Origin of the sequence: Izhakiella australiensis (assembly GCF_002006995.1) — a bacterium.
Lineage (GTDB): Bacteria > Pseudomonadota > Gammaproteobacteria > Enterobacterales > Enterobacteriaceae > Izhakiella > Izhakiella australiensis.
The window spans coordinates 1-16,048 of the sequence record NZ_MRUL01000020.1; the positions used below are offsets into that span (position 1 = coordinate 1).

Genomic DNA, 16,048 nt, shown 5'->3' on the forward strand with positions numbered 1-16,048 from the left:
CGGCAGGCGGGCGGCGCATCAGCTCCAGCAGGCGGGCCAGTAGCGAGGCGTCGCTCTCGGCCTCCGTGCCACCACGCATGCTCGTGATGGTCACCGTGCTGTCCAGCCCCTGCGGCGCACTGAGCAGTGTGCCGGCGGTGTTGTCGCCAAGATTACCCGCCATGCCGGCAGTCATGGCGCGGGCACTGACAGTGCCCGCGCCTTTATCGCCAAGCCTGGTGTCTGCTGTGGTCTGGTAGAGCACACTACCGTTTATGGCACGAAACTGCAGGCCGGCAGCAACGCGTAGACCGGCAGTGCCGGTAAGCTGCACCTGACCGCCTGCCGGGCTGGCGGGTTTGGGGGACAGTCCACGGGTACGGGCATGCATCACCAACCAGTCATGGTCGGCGGTATCGGGAAATATCTGGCGCAGTATCCAGGTCTGGTCGTTGTACAGCCCCTGCGCCACGCCGGAGACGGCATACGCCCGGATGGCGTAATCGCTGTCGCCAGCAACGTCGGCATCGGGGAGCTGATTGCGGATGTCCCGCAACTGTTGTTCGGTAATGTCGGCGAGTGCCGGTACGGTACGTGCCATGTAAACCCCGTTTAAATCACTTTTACCGGAAGCGTGAACGTCAGCACATCGCCGCCGGCCTGAGTCACTGTGATGGTAAGTTTCAGCCAGCCGGTGTCGGGGGCGCTGACTTCAACGCTGAGCGCGGTGGCGCGTTTATCATCCAGCAGCGGCTGCAGCGCCTGCTCGGCATACTGACGCGCCAGAATGCGGGTCTGTGGCGTGTCTTTGGCGCGAGCCAGCGTATGCAGGCGCGACCCCATCTGTGGGTCGGCCCAGTAACTGCCCTTGCGGATGCGCAGACGCAGCCAGACCGCGTTGTGCAGGTCAGTACAGCGTTTGCCGGTGTAATCGCCGGAGGCGTGACAGAGATAAGCGTCCATAGCGGGCAGAATGCCGCAGGCGCGGTGGAGGATGGAAGGTACGAGGGTGAAGCGGCTAAGCCCGGGGGCAGGATGCCCCGGAGGGTCAGTTGCGCGGCTTTCCGGACGGGCCGTTGGGCGTATCGTGAATGTGCATGCCCATTTGCACGCCGTTAATGGTCACGGCCACCGATGTGATGATGCCGCCCGTATGGCTGATATTACCCGCAAACGAGGCGGTAACGCCACCTTCACCACCACGAATAGCCATCCCGCCGTTGCCGCTGATTTGCCCCTGGGCAATCAGCTTCGCCGAGGTGCTGAGTTCCGGCGTGGTAAACGACGCGGACTCCGACGCGTTGACGCTGTACTTTTTACAGTTAAGCAGCCATTCGTCACACTCTACGGCAATGATGCGGTTACGTTTCAGGACGATGCTGGCGCCTTCATCGGTATAGATGGCCACCTCGCCGGACTCCAGCCCCTGCAAGCGGTAACGACTGTGCTCGGTGGCGATGACGATGCCATGACTGGTTCGGCCACCCAGCGGCAGAACGACTGCCATCGCCCCCTCTGGCGGGACGGTGGTGAATCCGTACTGCTGAAAGATTTCCACGCCCTCCAGGGTTTCGCCGGCAAGCCCGGCCACCTGTGCTGTCTGCACGCCGCCGGCGGTGGTGATGCGGGTCAGTACGCCGCGAAAGGCCAGCCGCAGGCCGCTGAGAGCCTTGCGGATACGTTTGTCTGTCAGTGCAATAAAATCAGGCATTGTCGACCTGCTCCCAGGTTGTCAGAAGGCTCTTGTCTTTCTTGCCACGGCGATGACCTTTACGGTGACCGGATTTCGGATACGCGTCTGGCAGCCAGATACCGTCTTCACGCAGCAGCAGCGAGGTTTCCTGGCGCTGACCACGCCCGCCCCGGAAGGTACGACGCATGATGAAATACACGTCATCGATGCCGTGCACATCGCTCTGGACGCTGACCCGCTGGCCGGGTGCCCACAGCGTACCGGCACTGCTGGTGAACCCCCGCACCACTGCAGACAGGGAAAATCCGTTGAGACGGGCGTCCGCCTGCAGCTTGCGGGCGCGAAACTGCACCTCTTCATCGCTCTGGGCGTCGCCGACCACCACGATGCGGGGGCGGTACAGCGTCATACTGGTATCTTTGACCGTACACCGGCGGTTGGCCTTGCCGTCTTCGTGGCCGTAGCCGTGACTCTGTGCCAGTACGGTGGTCTGGGAGTAACGCCCGCTCATGTCGGTGCGCTTTGACAGCGACAGCAGGTTGTTACCGTCACCGCTGCGGTTCATCACCAGCTTACCCACCGGTGGGGTGCTGTAGTCCGGCCCACCGATAACCAGCGTGCCGTCCGGTGCCATCCACGGCCACAGGCCGCTGGTCTCGGCGGCGCGTTTCAGCGCATCCCAGGCACTGTCGCCAGGCTCGATGCTGACCTTTTTCACGCCGGCAGGCTTTTCGGCCTGCATGCGTATAGCGGTCACCCCCAGCGGTCTGACTACCTGCGCAATCACCTCCTGCTCCGCGCTGGTGAGAAACATAATGCCGATGTTATCGCGTTCAATCAGGTGTTTTCGGTACGCCAGCGGTGACCAGTGCTGGCCGTTGTCGCGCACGGGCAGGCTGCTGTGAGGTCGGTTATTATGGCGCTCCACCTGGCGCTCAATCTCCTCAATCAGCTGTTCCCATGTTGGCACTTTGCATAAGGCCGCCTGCTGCACCTCGTTAAGCGCTTTGCCGTTTTCAATGGCGTTCACCGCTGAGTCAACCTGCTTGCGGTACTTGCGTTGCGTCTCCCGGTCACCAGATTTACCCACCCAGGAGCCGAATTTCATCGCGGCACGCTTGGGGATTTCCTGGTTAAGGCGCTCAATGATGCCACGCGCCTGCGGATTGCCGGGAATACCGGTCGGGTGTTCGATTTCAAGACGGGAAAAAATACCCGTAATGTCAGCGTCGAAGACCTTGTTCTTTTCACCGCCGCCGTTATCGGAGTAATAAATCAGCGGCACGCCATACTGTGATACGGCATGGCGCAGAGCATCACCCACGGCCACCTGACTCTCCGATACCCCAAGACTCCAGCCCACCACCACGCGCGTACACCCATCGATAACCAGCGTGATTTCGGGTCTGAACGGCTTGCCGGTAGCAGGATTGATAACTTCCATCTTCATGCCGTGGCCATCGCCGACCCAGACCCCGTTCACCGGCATCACTGACCAGTCGCGACGCACGAACGGCAGCAGGGACTTGTAATCTGAGCCGGTCATGCGACCGCGCTCACGCTCGGCTTTGGGTATCTTTTTCAGCGCATAGCGCACGGTATCCACCGAGGGCAGCGTCGACATCATGACGGGGTTATTGCCGTGATGCTTTGCCCACTCCGCCTCAAAATCCTCGTAGGCCATCGCCACTGTAGGGCGCTTGGGAGTGCAATAAAACCGCAGAAATTCCGCCATCCAGGGATAAGACTCCACGGCTTTAGCCTTGATTTTACCCGGTGCCAGCAACGCCTGACGCTCGCCAGGCGTATTCGTCTGCTGGTAATCAGAGACCCACCCTTGCAGAGTTCGCACGCTAATTCCTTGGCGCGTATTACCTTTGCGGGCATTGGCAATATCAGCGGCTCGTTGGATACGTTCGGGCAAGGTTCCCTCCGCAGAACGGCTGGCGATGAGTTCAACAGCATCTTTACGCGTTAAGCCCTTCAGCTCGGGTACGCCTTGCGGATTCATCAGCCGGAAGACTTCCAGCACCAGCGTAATACGCGCATCGGCTATTCTCTTCTGAGCGTCGGTCAGTGTCCCCAGCTTACGTTCCAGCAGAGCTGGACATTTGCGCATGATCTCCAGCTCGGCCCGAACCTTCACAACATCGGTTTTACGCTCAACTGGCGCCACGCTCCGGCAATCAGATTGCTCAAGCACCTTGCTGTAATGGCGCTGTTTAACGATCTCCCGCGCCTTCTCTGGCAGGCAATCAACGTGATACTCAAAGGCTTTGGAGCCAGAACGCTTGCGCACAAACTCAGGCGAGCCTGCAGAAAAGCGACAAAGGGCCTCTCGCATCCCCTTTGCTGTCGCAGGCAGCCCGGGGAGACCCAGCAGTTCTTTTGCGACAACAAACATAATCAGGACGCCTTTTGGATATAGCTTTCAATCTGATAACGGCTGGGCCAGATGATTTCCGGCGAAACCCCCAGGGCATCAGCGACGATTTGCTGATAGGGCTTGCATGGTGTCCGCAGCACACTTTTCAGCGAATCTTTGCTGTAACCCGCCTTGAGAGACAGAGCGCGGAACGACAATCCTCGTTTGTGGATCTCCGCTTTGATGATTTCAGGGTGCCAATCTGCGCCCAGGGCTTCTTTTCGATTCATCATTCATCTATCCTAAAAAGTTAACCATGCGGATAACCGGGCGGTTATCTCTACGGGTAAAAGATTAAGACCAAAAAGAACGAATATCAAGTATTTTTCACAACTCTTTTCGCTCTTTTATTTCTTTATGCATTTCAATTAGATAGGTTGAAAAGTACGTAAAATGAGAAAAGCACCAGATCGTTCTTTTCCTGATGAAGCAAAAGAACCTGTTATCCATAGAGTTTTTCAGCTTGTAGATCGCTATCCCTCAAGATCCGAAGCTGCAAGGGCGTGGGGTATGAAAGTCAGTACCCTTCAAAATTATTACAAGCGTAAGGATATCAACCCAACTCCACGCAAAGCCCAGCTGCTCAAGATAGCGGAACAGGAAGGAGTTACTTTAGATTGGCTACTTACAGGGGATGGGAAGGCACCACTCAAACCCGAAAAAAAGAACGAAATGAATGACTCATTCCGAAAGACGCATTCATCTACAAACATGACAAAAGCAGATGAGAAAATATTAGAGCTATTATCTTTTTTGTCCCAGGATGAAAAAGATAAATTCCTTGAAGTCCTAGTCCGAAAGGGCATCGAGGTGGTTCTCTACTTGCTGGACGAGGACAACATAAAGCTGCTGAAGCTTGATCGGGTCATGAAGGAGAAGGTGCTTGGCTTGCAGCCTAAAACGCTTGAGGAGGCGGCTCGTCTTGATGAAGGGGCTAGAGAGTGTGGTTCCGATAATTTGGGCGAAACAGCCCCCCAAAGCCTAGCATCTAATCACAAGCAGGCTGGTTGAGTAACGGTAGGTGGTAATTTCCATGTTATCAACATAATCAACCAGTCGATCTCATGAAGTAACCAACCGTTTAAATGCACTTTAAACTCACGCAAACCACAATCATTCGAGTGCAGAATTTATTACGAAAAAATCATTTTTAAGTCATTTTTTCGCAGTAGTGCAAAATCACTAAACCCCTCACAAGCCGCGCCGCTGTTGAGTTCGCGGCCGCCAGGAAAATATCCGATCAGTGCAGAAATGATTTCCTCCCCACAAGCCGCTGCCCGGGCGAACGGAACGAGACCCACCGCAGGTGAAATAAACACCCGAAGCCCGGGGTCAAGGGGGCCATAACGCCAATGGCCCCCTTGCCCGCCGCCCGCTTTACATAGCATCGCGCTGGTACACAATCTCATTACCGGGGGCGAAGCTGCTGGCATCCAGCGGGCTGTGCTTCTCGATATAACCTTTCAGCACTTCCGCATCGACAAATCCGGTGTTGACGTAGCCCGGTAATTTATCAATCTCAGGATAACCGTCGCCGCCGCTGGCATTAAAGCTCAGCGTCGCCATGCGGTAGGTTTTATTGGCATCCAGCGGCTGACCTTTAATTTTAACCTCGCTGACGCCCTTGCCATCGGCAATCAGGCTGACGTTAGCAAACTGCGCGTAAGCACCAGAGTCCACCTGCTTGTTCGCTACCACCGCCAGATATTTTTCCACCTCGCTGCCCTTCATATCGACGTAAACCAGCGTATTGCCAAACGGCTGAATTTTCAGCACGTCGCGATAGCTGATATCGCCAGCGTCGATCGAATCGCGTACCCCACCGCCGCTCATCACGGCGAAATCAGCCTGAGTGCGATCCATCTGTGCGGTCAGGATCAGACGCGCCATATTGGTCTGCTGGAAACGAACCTTGCTGCGATCGCCTTCCAGGCGCCCGTTAACGCTGCCGATTTTAACCCCCAGCTGCGCCTGGCCTTTTTTCTGGAACGGCGTCAGCAGCCTTTCCATTGCCTGATTCTTCGGAATTTCCTGGGTGTAGTTTACCCAGCTGGTGCTGCCGTCGGCATTTGTGACCTTATGACGCAGGTTAATCGGCACCAGTTCATAATGAACCAGCTTCAGCACGCCGTTGCGGAAGGTGAAATCGGCGCGGCCAATATATTTCCCCCACTCGTGGGCCTGAACGATCCAGGTTCCGTTCTGACGGTCGGGCGTACAGGGCGAGCCGGGCACATAGTCCTTCTGTTTCTCATTCTCATTTGCCATACACACCGGGTTCTGAGAATGCCCACCCACTATCATGTCCAGATAGCCTTTGGGAAGCTCGCGCGCCATTTCAACGTCGCCGGGGGCGTTAGAACCGTGGTTGCCGTTATCGTAATGCCCCATATGAGTAGCGGCGATAATAACATCCGGCTTCTCTTTAGCGCGCAGCTCTTCAACCACCGCTTTGGCTTCCGTTGCCGGCTTGCGGAATTCCATATCGGTAAAATAGGCCGGGTTGCCGATCTTTGCCGTATCATCCGTGGTTAAACCTATAACCGCAATTTTCAGCCCCGAACGATTGAACAGCGCCCAGGGCTGGAACAGCCGCTTACCGGTACTTTTCTGGTAAATATTGGCGGAGAGCAGCGGAAACTTAGCCCACTTCTGCTGCTGACGCAGTACCGATAGCGGGTTATCAAATTCATGATTACCGATCGCCATAGCGTCATAACCCACCAGATTCATCCCGCGAAAATCCGGTTCGGCATCCTGTAGATCCGATTCCGGCACGCCGGTATTGATGTCGCCACCGGAGAGGATCAATACCGAGCCGCCGTGCGCCTGAACCTCATAGCGGATTTTATCCATCATGGTTTTTTGCGCAGCCAGACCGTATTCGTCATGCTCGTTGTGCCAGAAACGGCCGTGGTGATCGTTGGTATGCAGCACGGTAAATTTATAGGTGCGATCTTTCACCCAGGCGCTGGCAGTAAGCGGAGCCGCTATCAGCGATAAGATCAATGCGGCAAGCGCAGCCTGTTGTACGCGTTTCAAATACACGCCCCCCTTCGGTTAGCTAACGTTAAAATGTGTCTGTGGTGTTGCGGTGACATATCCCATACGGAGTATTATGCAATAGGTCGACATCGTGAAGATAATGACTCAGGCTTATACTGAGACATCACGCAGCCGCGCTAATGTTCCCTGGCGACAGGCGTCATTTTTCGCGATTCAGAAACACCAGCCCGCCGATCGGTATTCGATCAATATGTAAAGAAAGCTGAAATTCCCTGATAACAGCTTAAGAAGCCAGCTTTTACTATGCTAAGCTGCAATAAAACAGAAATAAAGCCCGGGCATATTGCGGCAAGCTAAGTATCTATTCACGCTAAATCAATCAGCTAGTCTACATCAGACGTTTAAATCCCCGTTATGGCATTTATTGTGCGACGCATGCGATTAATTTCAGAGAACCACAGAAATTAACAAGCGATAAAAAGCGTTTTGCCATAAACTAAAAACTTACAAGTGGATACAATTGCACACAAAGGAGGCAGGAATGCATCATACAACTCCCCTGATAACCACCGTGGTGGGAGGTTTGGTTCTTGCCTTCTTATTTGGCATGCTGGCAAACCGGCTGCGCATCTCTCCCCTGGTCGGCTATCTGCTGGCTGGCGTGCTGGCAGGCCCCTTCACCCCGGGCTTCGTGGCTGATACCAATCTGGCGCCGGAGCTGGCTGAACTTGGCGTCATTCTGCTGATGTTCGGCGTCGGACTGCACTTTTCAATGAAAGACCTGATGGCGGTCAAGTCCATCGCTATCCCCGGCGCAATATTGCAAATCGCCGTGGCGACGCTGCTGGGGTTGGGATTATCGGCGCTGCTCCACTGGCCGCTGATGACCGGGCTGGTGTTCGGCCTGTGCCTCTCCACCGCCAGCACCGTGGTGCTGCTGCGCGCGCTGGAAGAACGCCAGCTGATTGACAGCCAGCGCGGTCAGATAGCCATCGGCTGGCTGATTGTTGAAGACCTGGTTATGGTTCTGACGCTGGTGCTGCTACCGGCCATCGCCGGCATGTTTGAAGAAGGCAATGCCAGCTTCAGCCTGCTGCTGTTAGACCTTTTGCTGACTATTGGTAAAGTTGCCGCCTTTATGGTGCTGATGATGGTGGTTGGCCGCCGGGTTGTGCCCTGGATTTTAGCGCGCAGCGCCGCAACCGGCTCGCGCGAGCTTTTTACCCTCGCGGTGCTGGCGCTGGCGCTGGGCATCGCCTTCGGCGCAGTGGAGTTTTTTGATGTCTCCTTCGCCCTCGGCGCGTTCTTCGCCGGCATGGTGCTGAACGAGTCGGAACTTAGCCACCGCGCCGCCCACGATACCCTGCCGCTCCGCGATGCTTTCGCCGTGCTGTTTTTTGTTTCCGTCGGCATGCTGTTTGATCCGATGATCCTGCTTACCCATCCGCTGGCCGTGGTCGGTACGCTGGCTATTATCGTGCTGGGCAAGTCGCTGGCGGCGCTGCTGCTGGTCAGGCTGTTTGGCCATTCGAAACGCACGGCGCTCACTATCGCCGTCAGCCTTGCCCAGATCGGCGAATTCGCATTTATTCTCGCCGGCCTGGGCATTTCACTAGGTCTGATGCATGACGAAGGACGTAACCTGGTACTGGCCGGCGCGATTCTCTCCATCATGCTTAACCCGATTCTGTTTGCCATACTGGGACGCTGGCTGGAAAAAAACGAAACCATGGAAGAGCAGACGCTGGAAGAGGCGGCCGAGGAAGACAGTCAGATCCCTATCGATATCTGCAACCATGCGGTGGTGGTAGGCTACGGACGGGTTGGCAGCTTACTGAGCCAGCGGCTGGTGGAAGCCGGCATACCGCTGGTGGTGGTAGAAAACAGCCGCCCCCGCGTTGAGTCACTGCGCGAACAGGGAATGATGGCGGTGCTGGGCAACGCCGCGCGCGGAGACATCATGGACGTGGCGCGTCTCGACTGCGCGCGCTGGCTGCTGCTGACCATCCCTAACGGCTATGAAGCCGGGGAAATAGTTACCGCCGCGCGGGAAAAGCGCCCGACGATTGATATTATCGCCCGCGCGCACTACGACGATGAAGTCGAATACATCCTTGAGCGCGGGGCTAATAGCGTGGTGATGGGCGAACGGGAAATCGCCGGCAGTATGCTGACAATGACGCTGGAGAAGCATAACGCCGAACCCCAAGGCTGCCCGCTGTAAAGCTAGCGTTCCCAGTAGGCCTCTTCGAGGCTATCCTCGCGCTCCGGCAGACCGCGGGTCAGTCGCGGTGAATGCTGGTTCAGCACCTGATAGCTAACGCGGTTAGCGTACTTACAAACCTGCGCCAGAGAAGAGTAGGTCAGATAGCGCCGGGCGTGCTTAATAGAATTTGGCACGTTGAGGCGATGATAATCATTGGCAGTAATATCATGCAGCAGCGCCGCCAGCGCGCCGTCCCCTGCCCCGTTGGTATTCATGATCTTTTCCGGACCGCCCATGTAAGGCGCAATATGGGAATAGATGCGCAGCGGCTGCTGGCAATCCTGCCGTCTTTGCGCCCGACTGAACTCGTACTGATTAAACTCCGCTATCACGCCGGGCAGCAGCGGATGGTTAGTTTTACGCTTCGCCGACTCTTCGGTATAGCTGGCCATAAACAGGCCCGAAGGCCCGGCAGTACAGAGCACAAGATCCACCCACTCCAGCACCTTGTCGCAGGCCTGCAGCGGATCGCTGATGCCGGTGAGCGCCTCGGCCTCTTCTTCATTCATGGCAACGATCGCCACGTGATCGCGCAGGAAATCGCGCCAGAACCCCGGATTATCAGCAATCACATATTTGGTGCCCAGCGTCAGCACAACCGGCACATGATGTCGATGAGCATATTCAATGGCCTGCATGGTCGCGGCGGGCATCGGTTCTCCGGGTTTGCAACGCACCAGATAAGAGGTAAGCACCAGCGCTGACGCGCCTTCAATTACCGCTTCGGGAATGTTTTCCGGACGCAGCTGGTTCATCATGCCCGGACTGATAGCGAAAGTCCGTTCGCCGCTGTCGCCAATCAGCGTAAAACAGCGTCCGATGGCGCCGTCAACGCCCTGCAAATAGTTAAGATCCGTGCGGCTTGAGGTATTACACAGGTAGCGATAGGCGTAACCGCCAATCTGGATGTTGTTGCACATGGTGCCCAGCAGAACCGAACGGTCATCAGCCAGCGACGAATAGTTGTGCAGCGTATTGCCAATCGTCCCGCCGGCAAACTGATGGGTGATCAGATTATCGCGCATCAGCTCAGCATAAAGCGCCTCGGCAACGTCATCCTCTATCACCAGCGAGTGCCCACGGCTCAGGCCATAGCGGGTTATAAATTCATCATCCACTTTCGCTTCAATATCCACCAGCGTCTGATCGATACCGACCACCCAGCTGGCGCCGGTTTCGGCTTCAGGCTGGACAGGCTGAATGAGCGGGTCGCGGGCGTTGACGGGAAAATAGTGTTTGGACTTACGCTTTCCGGGAAATTTCATGGTGATTCGACTGGAGATGGCACAAGCTGGCGATGATAGCACATCGCCAGCCTGCGATCTTGCGCATGGACTGATTGCTCAGGAAGCCAGCCCGTCAAGCCAGGGTTTAACCAGATCGGCCATCATCGCAATATGTTCAGCGTCATCATTGAGCGCCGGAATATAGTCGAAGCGCGTACCGCCAGCATGCAAAAAGAAATCCCGGTTTTGCTCGCTAATCTCCTCAAGGGTTTCCAGACAGTCAGCGGAGAATCCAGGACTCATAACCTGTACATGCTTAACGCCCTGCGCCGGCAGCTGGCGCATCGTTTCATCGGTGTAAGGCTTGAGCCATTGCTCGCGCCCGAAGCGTGACTGAAAAGTCATCATCGCTTCATTTTCATTAAGCCCCAGCGCCGCCGTTAACGCATTGAAGGTTTCACGACAGCGCAGCGGGTAATCGTCGCCTTCATCCGCATAGCGCTGGGGAATGCCGTGGAAAGACATAACCAGTAAATCAGGCTTGCCATTACGGGCGAAGGCGCGTTCGACCGAGGCTTTCAGGGCCGAGATATAGGCGGGATGAGTCGCGTAATCACGGATAAAATGGACTTCCGGCAGTGAGCGATAACCGGCAAAAGCCCGCGTGATGCAATCCCAGACCGCAGCAACGGTTGAGCAGGAGAACTGCGGATAAAGCGGTAATACAATCAGTCGGGTTACGCCCTGTGCCATCAGGCTATCAAGGGCCGATTTCATACTGGGATTACCGTAGTTCATTCCCAGCGCAACCGGCAGCTGCAAATGCGCTTCCAGCGCCGCCCGCTGCCGCTGGCTCCATACCATTAATGGCGATCCTTCTTCCATCCAGACGGAGGCGTACAGCTTCGCTACTCGCGGTGAACGCAGCGGTAAAATCGCGGCGTTAAGAATCGGCCACCACAGCCAACGAGGCGTATCAACCACTCTTCTGTCGCTGAGAAACTCCTTCAGGTAACGTTTAACCGCAGCGGGAGTCGGCGCATCAGGTGTCCCCAGATTAGCCAACAAAATGCCTGCTTTTTCATGGCGCATTGTTGTTCCTTACTCAAAGATGCGCAAAACCGTCCTGTGGCGGAGGATGCGAATGAGAATCAGGGGTGTATTGTAGCGGAAAAAAAACGGGGTAAAACCGATTGTTGCAACAGGAGGGCCGAAAACCGGCCCTACCGTCAGGATCAGCCGAGGATTTCAACCAGTTCGGCGCTAACCTCTTTCACCGAGCGCGTACCCTCAATTTTGTGGTACTCGGTCTGACCTTGCTGCGCCTGTTCGCCGTAGTAGGCGATCAGCGGGGCGGTCAGCTGATGATATTCAACCAGGCGTTTACGCACCGTTGCTTCTTCATCATCTTTGCGGATGGTCAGCTCTTCGCCGGTAACGTCATCTTTGCCTTCTACCTTCGGCGGATTAAATTTAACGTGGTAAACCCGTCCGGAAGGCGCATGCACCCGGCGACCAACAATGCGTTCGACGATCAGCTCGTCGGGAACGGCAAACTCAAGAACATAATCAACCTTGATGCCCGCTTCTTTCATTGCATCCGCCTGCGGGATAGTGCGCGGGAAGCCATCGAGCAAAAAGCCTTTGCGGCAATCATCCTGGGTAATACGCTCTTTGACCAGCGCGATAACCAGCTCATCAGTAACCAGTTTACCGGCATCCATCAGCGCTTTAGCCTGCTGACCCAGATCCGATCCTGCTTTAACAGCGGCGCGTAACATATCGCCGGTGGAGATTTGCGGAATACCGTATTTCTCCATGATGAAATGAGCCTGAGTCCCCTTACCTGCGCCCGGAGCACCGAGCAGAATAATACGCATTGCGTAAATCCCCTTGCGAATCGCTTAATTAATCAAACCAGAAGGTGATGAACATATCATTAAGGCACCCGGCCGACAAGGAAGGGCTGGCAAGGCGGCTGCGCCATAGTTGACGGGAAACGGGGCTGATAAGCGTAAATAGCGCGGTAATCCTCCCTTTAGCAGCGTTTCAGATGCCCGGGCGTTCGGGAGCAATTTCGGAGTACTGGAGGTGATAAAGGGTTTAATCCTGACGCCGGCAGGGCGTTTTGCGCCGACGCATAAAGCGCATACCGCGAACCTGATGTTCGCGGTATGTGAGTATTACTGTGGCCGGTTCCAGAGCGTCGACAGCGCCTGTTGCACCTCAGCGCTCATGTCCACCGCTTTACGTCCATCACCACGCGCGCGGCATGAAAGGCGAATAGTATGCGATTGGGGAAAATAGCTGGCACCGGCCATTTTCACCCGCTGCTGCAGCTCCTCGCTCAGCGGCGGAACCTCGAAGCAGCTAAAAGGCAGGTTCGGATTACTGATTGAAGTAAAATTTATGCCGCCGATATTCAGCATTTTTACCGGCTTAACCTGCGCGACGTTATACGGCTTCCACTCTGCGCTATCGAGATGCGCCATCGCCTCTTGCAGTGGCTTCGCCGCCGAGGTGGACTCTTCAAACAGGCGCAGCTCGCTGCGCATCAGGGTGCTGAAGTGTTCCGGACGCAGCGCAATAATCGCCAGTCCCGGCGCCAGCGAGGCATGCTCATGCAGCGGCGCAACAAAGATAGAGCTATCGCGAATTAACTCGCCATGAAGGTTAGTCGCAAAGCTGTGGGAAGCATCAACCACGCCCTTGCCCAGGCTATCTTTCAGGCTGTGAACTTCGCCCGTACCAGGATCAACGTGGGTAATAACGCGCACGCTGCCCGGCCCGGTAATGTGCCCTGGGGCATTAAACAGCTCGCTTACCGGCTGAAAATGCGCATGTTTTGCCAGACATCTGGTCGTTTCCTGTTTATGAAACAGGTGTGACAGAATAACCAGCCCAACGCGAACTGACTGCACAAAGAAGATGTCGTAGTCGTCAAGCTTGTAAATACGTGACAAGGATTCACGAAGTTCGTCTCTTAGCATATGCGCTCGCTCGTAAAATTGTTCGCCATGAACCTGCTGAAGCTGGGGTGGCAATGAAGATGCGTCCATCAATTTATTAACTCATGTTGATACAGCAGTGGCATAACGTTTCGCGAAATATTAAATCTGTCGCGATTTTACAGGGAGACGAGCGTTTAGTAATAATGCTAATTACTCAATCTCTGCGTCGGATCGCGACTAGCCGACCATATCTATATCATAGTCCTGATTTCCGACGGCGGCAGGTTCAGATTTTGCCTTACCGTAGCGCTAAGCAAAAGGTCTAAAATAACCCTTTTGCATGCCTAATTCTCGCCGTCGCTCTGCCGCACCAGCTTGCTGCCCCACCCGGTGCGGCAAGGTCGAAAGTTCTGGCGCTAGCAAAACCATCATGCGTTAACGGATGATGTTACTGCTTACGGTAATAATGGACTTTTGCACTGCTGGCAAGACAAAGCTCGTCAGAACAAGAAAAAATTATTTTTCAGAGGCGAGCGGGCAAGTAAAAAGGCGAGCAGTTGCTCGCCTTTTGTCCGACAGAGAGTCAATTAAGCCAGCAGCAGCTGGTTCATGCGCCGGATAAACTGATTAGGATCTTCTAACGTGCCACGCTCCGCAAACAGCGCCTGATCCAGCAGCAGATCGATCCACTCACCGAAGCGCGCTTCATCCTGAGTATCGGCAATACGTTTAACCAACGCGTGATCCGGATTAATTTCAAAAATGTATTTCACTTCCGGCGCGGCCTGGCCCGCAGCGGCGAACAGCTTCGCCATCTGGGTACTGATTTCATTCGCATCGGTGGTGACGATGGCCGGCGTATCGGTCAGACGATGGGTCAGACGTACTTCCTTAACCCGCTCGCCGAGCAGCGTTTTAACGCGCTCAACAAAAGGTTCCAGCGCTTTTTCAGCTTCCTTCTGCGTTTCGCTGCTCTCTTCATCCGCCAGTTTGCTCAGCGACTCATCGGCTTTGCTCACCGACTGAAAGGATTTGCCGTCAAACTCGGTCAGGTAGCTCATCATCCACTCATCGATGCGATCGGAGAGCAGCAGCACCTCAATGCCCTTCTTACGGAACAGCTCCAGATGCGGGCTGCTTTTCGCCGCCGCATAGCTGTCAGCGGTAATAAAGTAGATCTTCTCCTGCCCTTCAACCATGCGGCTGACATAATCTTCCAGCGAGACGGTCTGCGCCGAACCTTCGCTGCTGGTAGAGGCAAAACGCAGCAGTTTAGCGATCGCTTCTCCGTTGGCGGCGTCTTCCGCCGGTCCTTCTTTCAGCACCAGGCCAAACTGCTGCCAGAAGGTTTGGTATTTTTCGTTATCGTCTTTTGCCACTTTCTCCAGCATCTGCAAGACACGTTTAGTCAGCGCGCCGCGCAGGCTTTGCGTCAGACGGCTGTCCTGCAGCAGCTCACGAGAAACGTTGAGCGGCAGGTCACTGGAATCGATCAGGCCACGCACAAAGCGCAGGTAGTTCGGCATAAAGACTTCAGCATCATCCATGATGAACACCCGCTGCACATAAAGCTTCAGGCCGTGTTTGTGCTCGCGGTTCCACATATCCCAGGGCGCCTGAGCTGGAATATACAGCAGGCTGGTATACTCCTGCTTGCCTTCAACGCGATTGTGGCTCCAGCTTAAAGGGTCGCTAAAGTCGTGGGCGATGTGCTTATAGAACTCTTTATATTCTTCTTCGCTGATATCCGATTTATTACGCGTCCACAGCGCCTGAGCCTTGTTAATTTTCTCCCAGGTGGTGGTGCTGTTCTCTTCATCCTGCTGCTCGATTTCTACCGGCAGTGCGATGTGATCGGAGTATTTGCTGATAGTGTTGCGCACCCGCCAGGCGTCGAGGAATTCATCTTCGCCTTCACGCAGATGCAAGGTGATCTCCGTGCCGCGATCTTCTTTGGTAATATCCGCCAGGGTATATTCGCCCTCGCCGGCCGACTCCCAGAATACGCCTGAATCAGCGCTGGCGCCGGCGGCGCGGGTTTTAACGGTCACCTTATCGGCCACGATAAACGCGGAATAAAAACCAACGCCGAACTGGCCGATCAGCTGGCTATCTTTGGCCTGATCGGATCCCAGGGATTCAAGAAAGGCTTTGGTGCCGGATTTAGCAATAGTGCCAAGGTTTTCAATGACTTCATCACGGCTCATCCCGATACCGTTGTCGCTCAGCGTCAGCGTACGCTTTTCTTTATCTACCGACACCCGGACGCGCAGCTCGCCGTCACCCTCATAGAGTTCCGCGCTGGAAAGCGCACGGAAACGCAGCTTGTCAGCAGCATCAGAGGCGTTGGAGATTAGCTCACGCAGGAAGATTTCTTTATTTGAATACAGAGAGTGGATCATCAGATGTAAAAGTTGCTTTACCTCTGACTGGAAGCCACGGGTCTCTTGTCCTTTCATGGTCATTGCTACCTCAACTGAGAACAGGTTATTACAAACGTTG

14 protein-coding genes and 1 pseudogene are annotated in these 16,048 nt (G+C 55.3%); 2 read left to right on the top strand and 13 right to left on the bottom strand.

Going from position 1 to position 16,048, the window contains the following annotated elements; genetic code table 11:
• The 6 genes and pseudogenes from BTJ39_RS19990 to BTJ39_RS20010 all read right to left on the bottom strand — a co-directional run.
• Nucleotides 1–580: baseplate J/gp47 family protein (locus BTJ39_RS19990; RefSeq protein WP_139356389.1), on the bottom strand; the 580-nt coding region annotated here is incomplete at its 3' end.
• 11 nt (nt 581–591) lie between these two features.
• Nucleotides 592–942: a phage GP46 family protein gene (locus BTJ39_RS19995; RefSeq protein ID WP_078004486.1), complete on the bottom strand. Its 351-nt coding sequence runs from the start codon at nt 940–942 to the stop codon at nt 592–594.
• An 85-nt stretch (nt 943–1,027) separates the two neighbouring features.
• Nucleotides 1,028–1,690 (bottom strand): phage baseplate assembly protein V, encoded by a 663-nt coding sequence (locus BTJ39_RS20000; RefSeq protein WP_078004487.1) that lies wholly within the window; start codon nt 1,688–1,690, stop codon nt 1,028–1,030.
• The gene (locus BTJ39_RS20005; RefSeq protein WP_422386056.1) at nt 1,683–3,356 is read right to left on the bottom strand and encodes a hypothetical protein; all 1,674 of its coding nucleotides are present in this window, start codon (nt 3,354–3,356) and stop codon (nt 1,683–1,685) included. The genes BTJ39_RS20000 and BTJ39_RS20005 overlap by 8 nt, the downstream gene beginning before the upstream one ends.
• A 327-nt stretch (nt 3,357–3,683) precedes the next feature.
• Nucleotides 3,684–4,076: pseudogene (locus tag BTJ39_RS25460) on the bottom strand (DNA-binding protein); the annotation flags it as partial.
• A 2-nt stretch (nt 4,077–4,078) separates the two neighbouring features.
• Nucleotides 4,079–4,327, bottom strand: coding sequence for a helix-turn-helix domain-containing protein (locus BTJ39_RS20010; RefSeq protein ID WP_078004548.1), 249 nt, complete (start codon nt 4,325–4,327; stop codon nt 4,079–4,081).
• Between the two features lie 163 nt (nt 4,328–4,490).
• On the opposite strand from BTJ39_RS20010, the gene BTJ39_RS20015 reads away from it, so the two are divergent.
• Nucleotides 4,491–5,108 (top strand): helix-turn-helix domain-containing protein, encoded by a 618-nt coding sequence (locus tag BTJ39_RS20015; protein ID WP_078004489.1) that lies wholly within the window; start codon nt 4,491–4,493, stop codon nt 5,106–5,108.
• 122 nt (nt 5,109–5,230) lie between these two features.
• On the opposite strand, the gene BTJ39_RS20020 is transcribed toward BTJ39_RS20015, so the two are convergent.
• Nucleotides 5,231–5,416, bottom strand: a complete 186-nt coding sequence (locus BTJ39_RS20020; protein WP_139356390.1) for a hypothetical protein — start codon at nt 5,414–5,416, stop codon at nt 5,231–5,233.
• Between the two features lie 58 nt (nt 5,417–5,474).
• Nucleotides 5,475–7,139: a bifunctional UDP-sugar hydrolase/5'-nucleotidase UshA gene (ushA, locus tag BTJ39_RS20025; RefSeq protein WP_078004491.1), complete on the bottom strand. Its 1,665-nt coding sequence runs from the start codon at nt 7,137–7,139 to the stop codon at nt 5,475–5,477.
• Nucleotides 7,140–7,644: 505 nt separating this feature from the next.
• Between ushA and ybaL the strand changes: the two genes are divergently transcribed.
• Nucleotides 7,645–9,327, top strand: coding sequence for a YbaL family putative K(+) efflux transporter (gene ybaL, locus BTJ39_RS20030; RefSeq protein ID WP_078004492.1), 1,683 nt, complete (start codon nt 7,645–7,647; stop codon nt 9,325–9,327).
• Between the two features lie 2 nt (nt 9,328–9,329).
• Here the strand turns inward: ybaL and BTJ39_RS20035 are convergent, their stop codons facing one another.
• The 5 genes from BTJ39_RS20035 to htpG form a co-directional block, all read right to left on the bottom strand.
• Nucleotides 9,330–10,634 carry an inosine/guanosine kinase gene (locus BTJ39_RS20035; protein ID WP_078004493.1) on the bottom strand — a complete coding sequence of 435 codons (1,305 nt, stop codon included), beginning with the start codon at nt 10,632–10,634 and terminating at the stop codon, nt 9,330–9,332.
• 78 nt (nt 10,635–10,712) lie between these two features.
• Nucleotides 10,713–11,687, bottom strand: coding sequence for a ferrochelatase (gene hemH / locus BTJ39_RS20040; RefSeq protein WP_078004494.1), 975 nt, complete (start codon nt 11,685–11,687; stop codon nt 10,713–10,715).
• A gap of 143 nt (nt 11,688–11,830) precedes the next feature.
• Nucleotides 11,831–12,475, bottom strand: coding sequence for an adenylate kinase (adk, locus tag BTJ39_RS20045; protein WP_078004495.1), 645 nt, complete (start codon nt 12,473–12,475; stop codon nt 11,831–11,833).
• Between the two features lie 303 nt (nt 12,476–12,778).
• Nucleotides 12,779–13,654, bottom strand: a complete 876-nt coding sequence (locus BTJ39_RS20050) for a DUF6024 family protein (protein ID WP_078004496.1) — start codon at nt 13,652–13,654, stop codon at nt 12,779–12,781.
• A gap of 479 nt (nt 13,655–14,133) precedes the next feature.
• On the bottom strand, nt 14,134–16,011 hold the full coding sequence (gene htpG, locus BTJ39_RS20055; protein WP_078004497.1) for a molecular chaperone HtpG: 1,878 nt from the start codon (nt 16,009–16,011) through the stop codon (nt 14,134–14,136).
• Nucleotides 16,012–16,048: the final 37 nt, after the last annotated feature.

What these genes read in the sequence shown, in the direction of transcription:
- BTJ39_RS19995 (WP_078004486.1), bottom strand. Translation starts at nt 942, where the DNA reads ATGGACGCTTATCTCTGTCACGCCTCCGGCGATTACACCGGCAAACGC.
- BTJ39_RS20000 (WP_078004487.1), bottom strand. Translation starts at nt 1,690, where the DNA reads ATGCCTGATTTTATTGCACTGACAGACAAACGTATCCGCAAGGCTCTC.
- BTJ39_RS20005 (WP_422386056.1), bottom strand. Translation starts at nt 3,356, where the DNA reads ATGGCCTACGAGGATTTTGAGGCGGAGTGGGCAAAGCATCACGGCAAT.
- BTJ39_RS20010 (WP_078004548.1), bottom strand. Translation starts at nt 4,327, where the DNA reads ATGAATCGAAAAGAAGCCCTGGGCGCAGATTGGCACCCTGAAATCATC.
- BTJ39_RS20015 (WP_078004489.1), top strand. Translation starts at nt 4,491, where the DNA reads ATGAGAAAAGCACCAGATCGTTCTTTTCCTGATGAAGCAAAAGAACCT.
- ybaL (WP_078004492.1), top strand. Translation starts at nt 7,645, where the DNA reads ATGCATCATACAACTCCCCTGATAACCACCGTGGTGGGAGGTTTGGTT.
- BTJ39_RS20035 (WP_078004493.1), bottom strand. Translation starts at nt 10,634, where the DNA reads ATGAAATTTCCCGGAAAGCGTAAGTCCAAACACTATTTTCCCGTCAAC.
- hemH (WP_078004494.1), bottom strand. Translation starts at nt 11,687, where the DNA reads ATGCGCCATGAAAAAGCAGGCATTTTGTTGGCTAATCTGGGGACACCT.
- adk (WP_078004495.1), bottom strand. Translation starts at nt 12,475, where the DNA reads ATGCGTATTATTCTGCTCGGTGCTCCGGGCGCAGGTAAGGGGACTCAG.
- BTJ39_RS20050 (WP_078004496.1), bottom strand. Translation starts at nt 13,654, where the DNA reads ATGGACGCATCTTCATTGCCACCCCAGCTTCAGCAGGTTCATGGCGAA.
- htpG (WP_078004497.1), bottom strand. Translation starts at nt 16,011, where the DNA reads ATGACCATGAAAGGACAAGAGACCCGTGGCTTCCAGTCAGAGGTAAAG.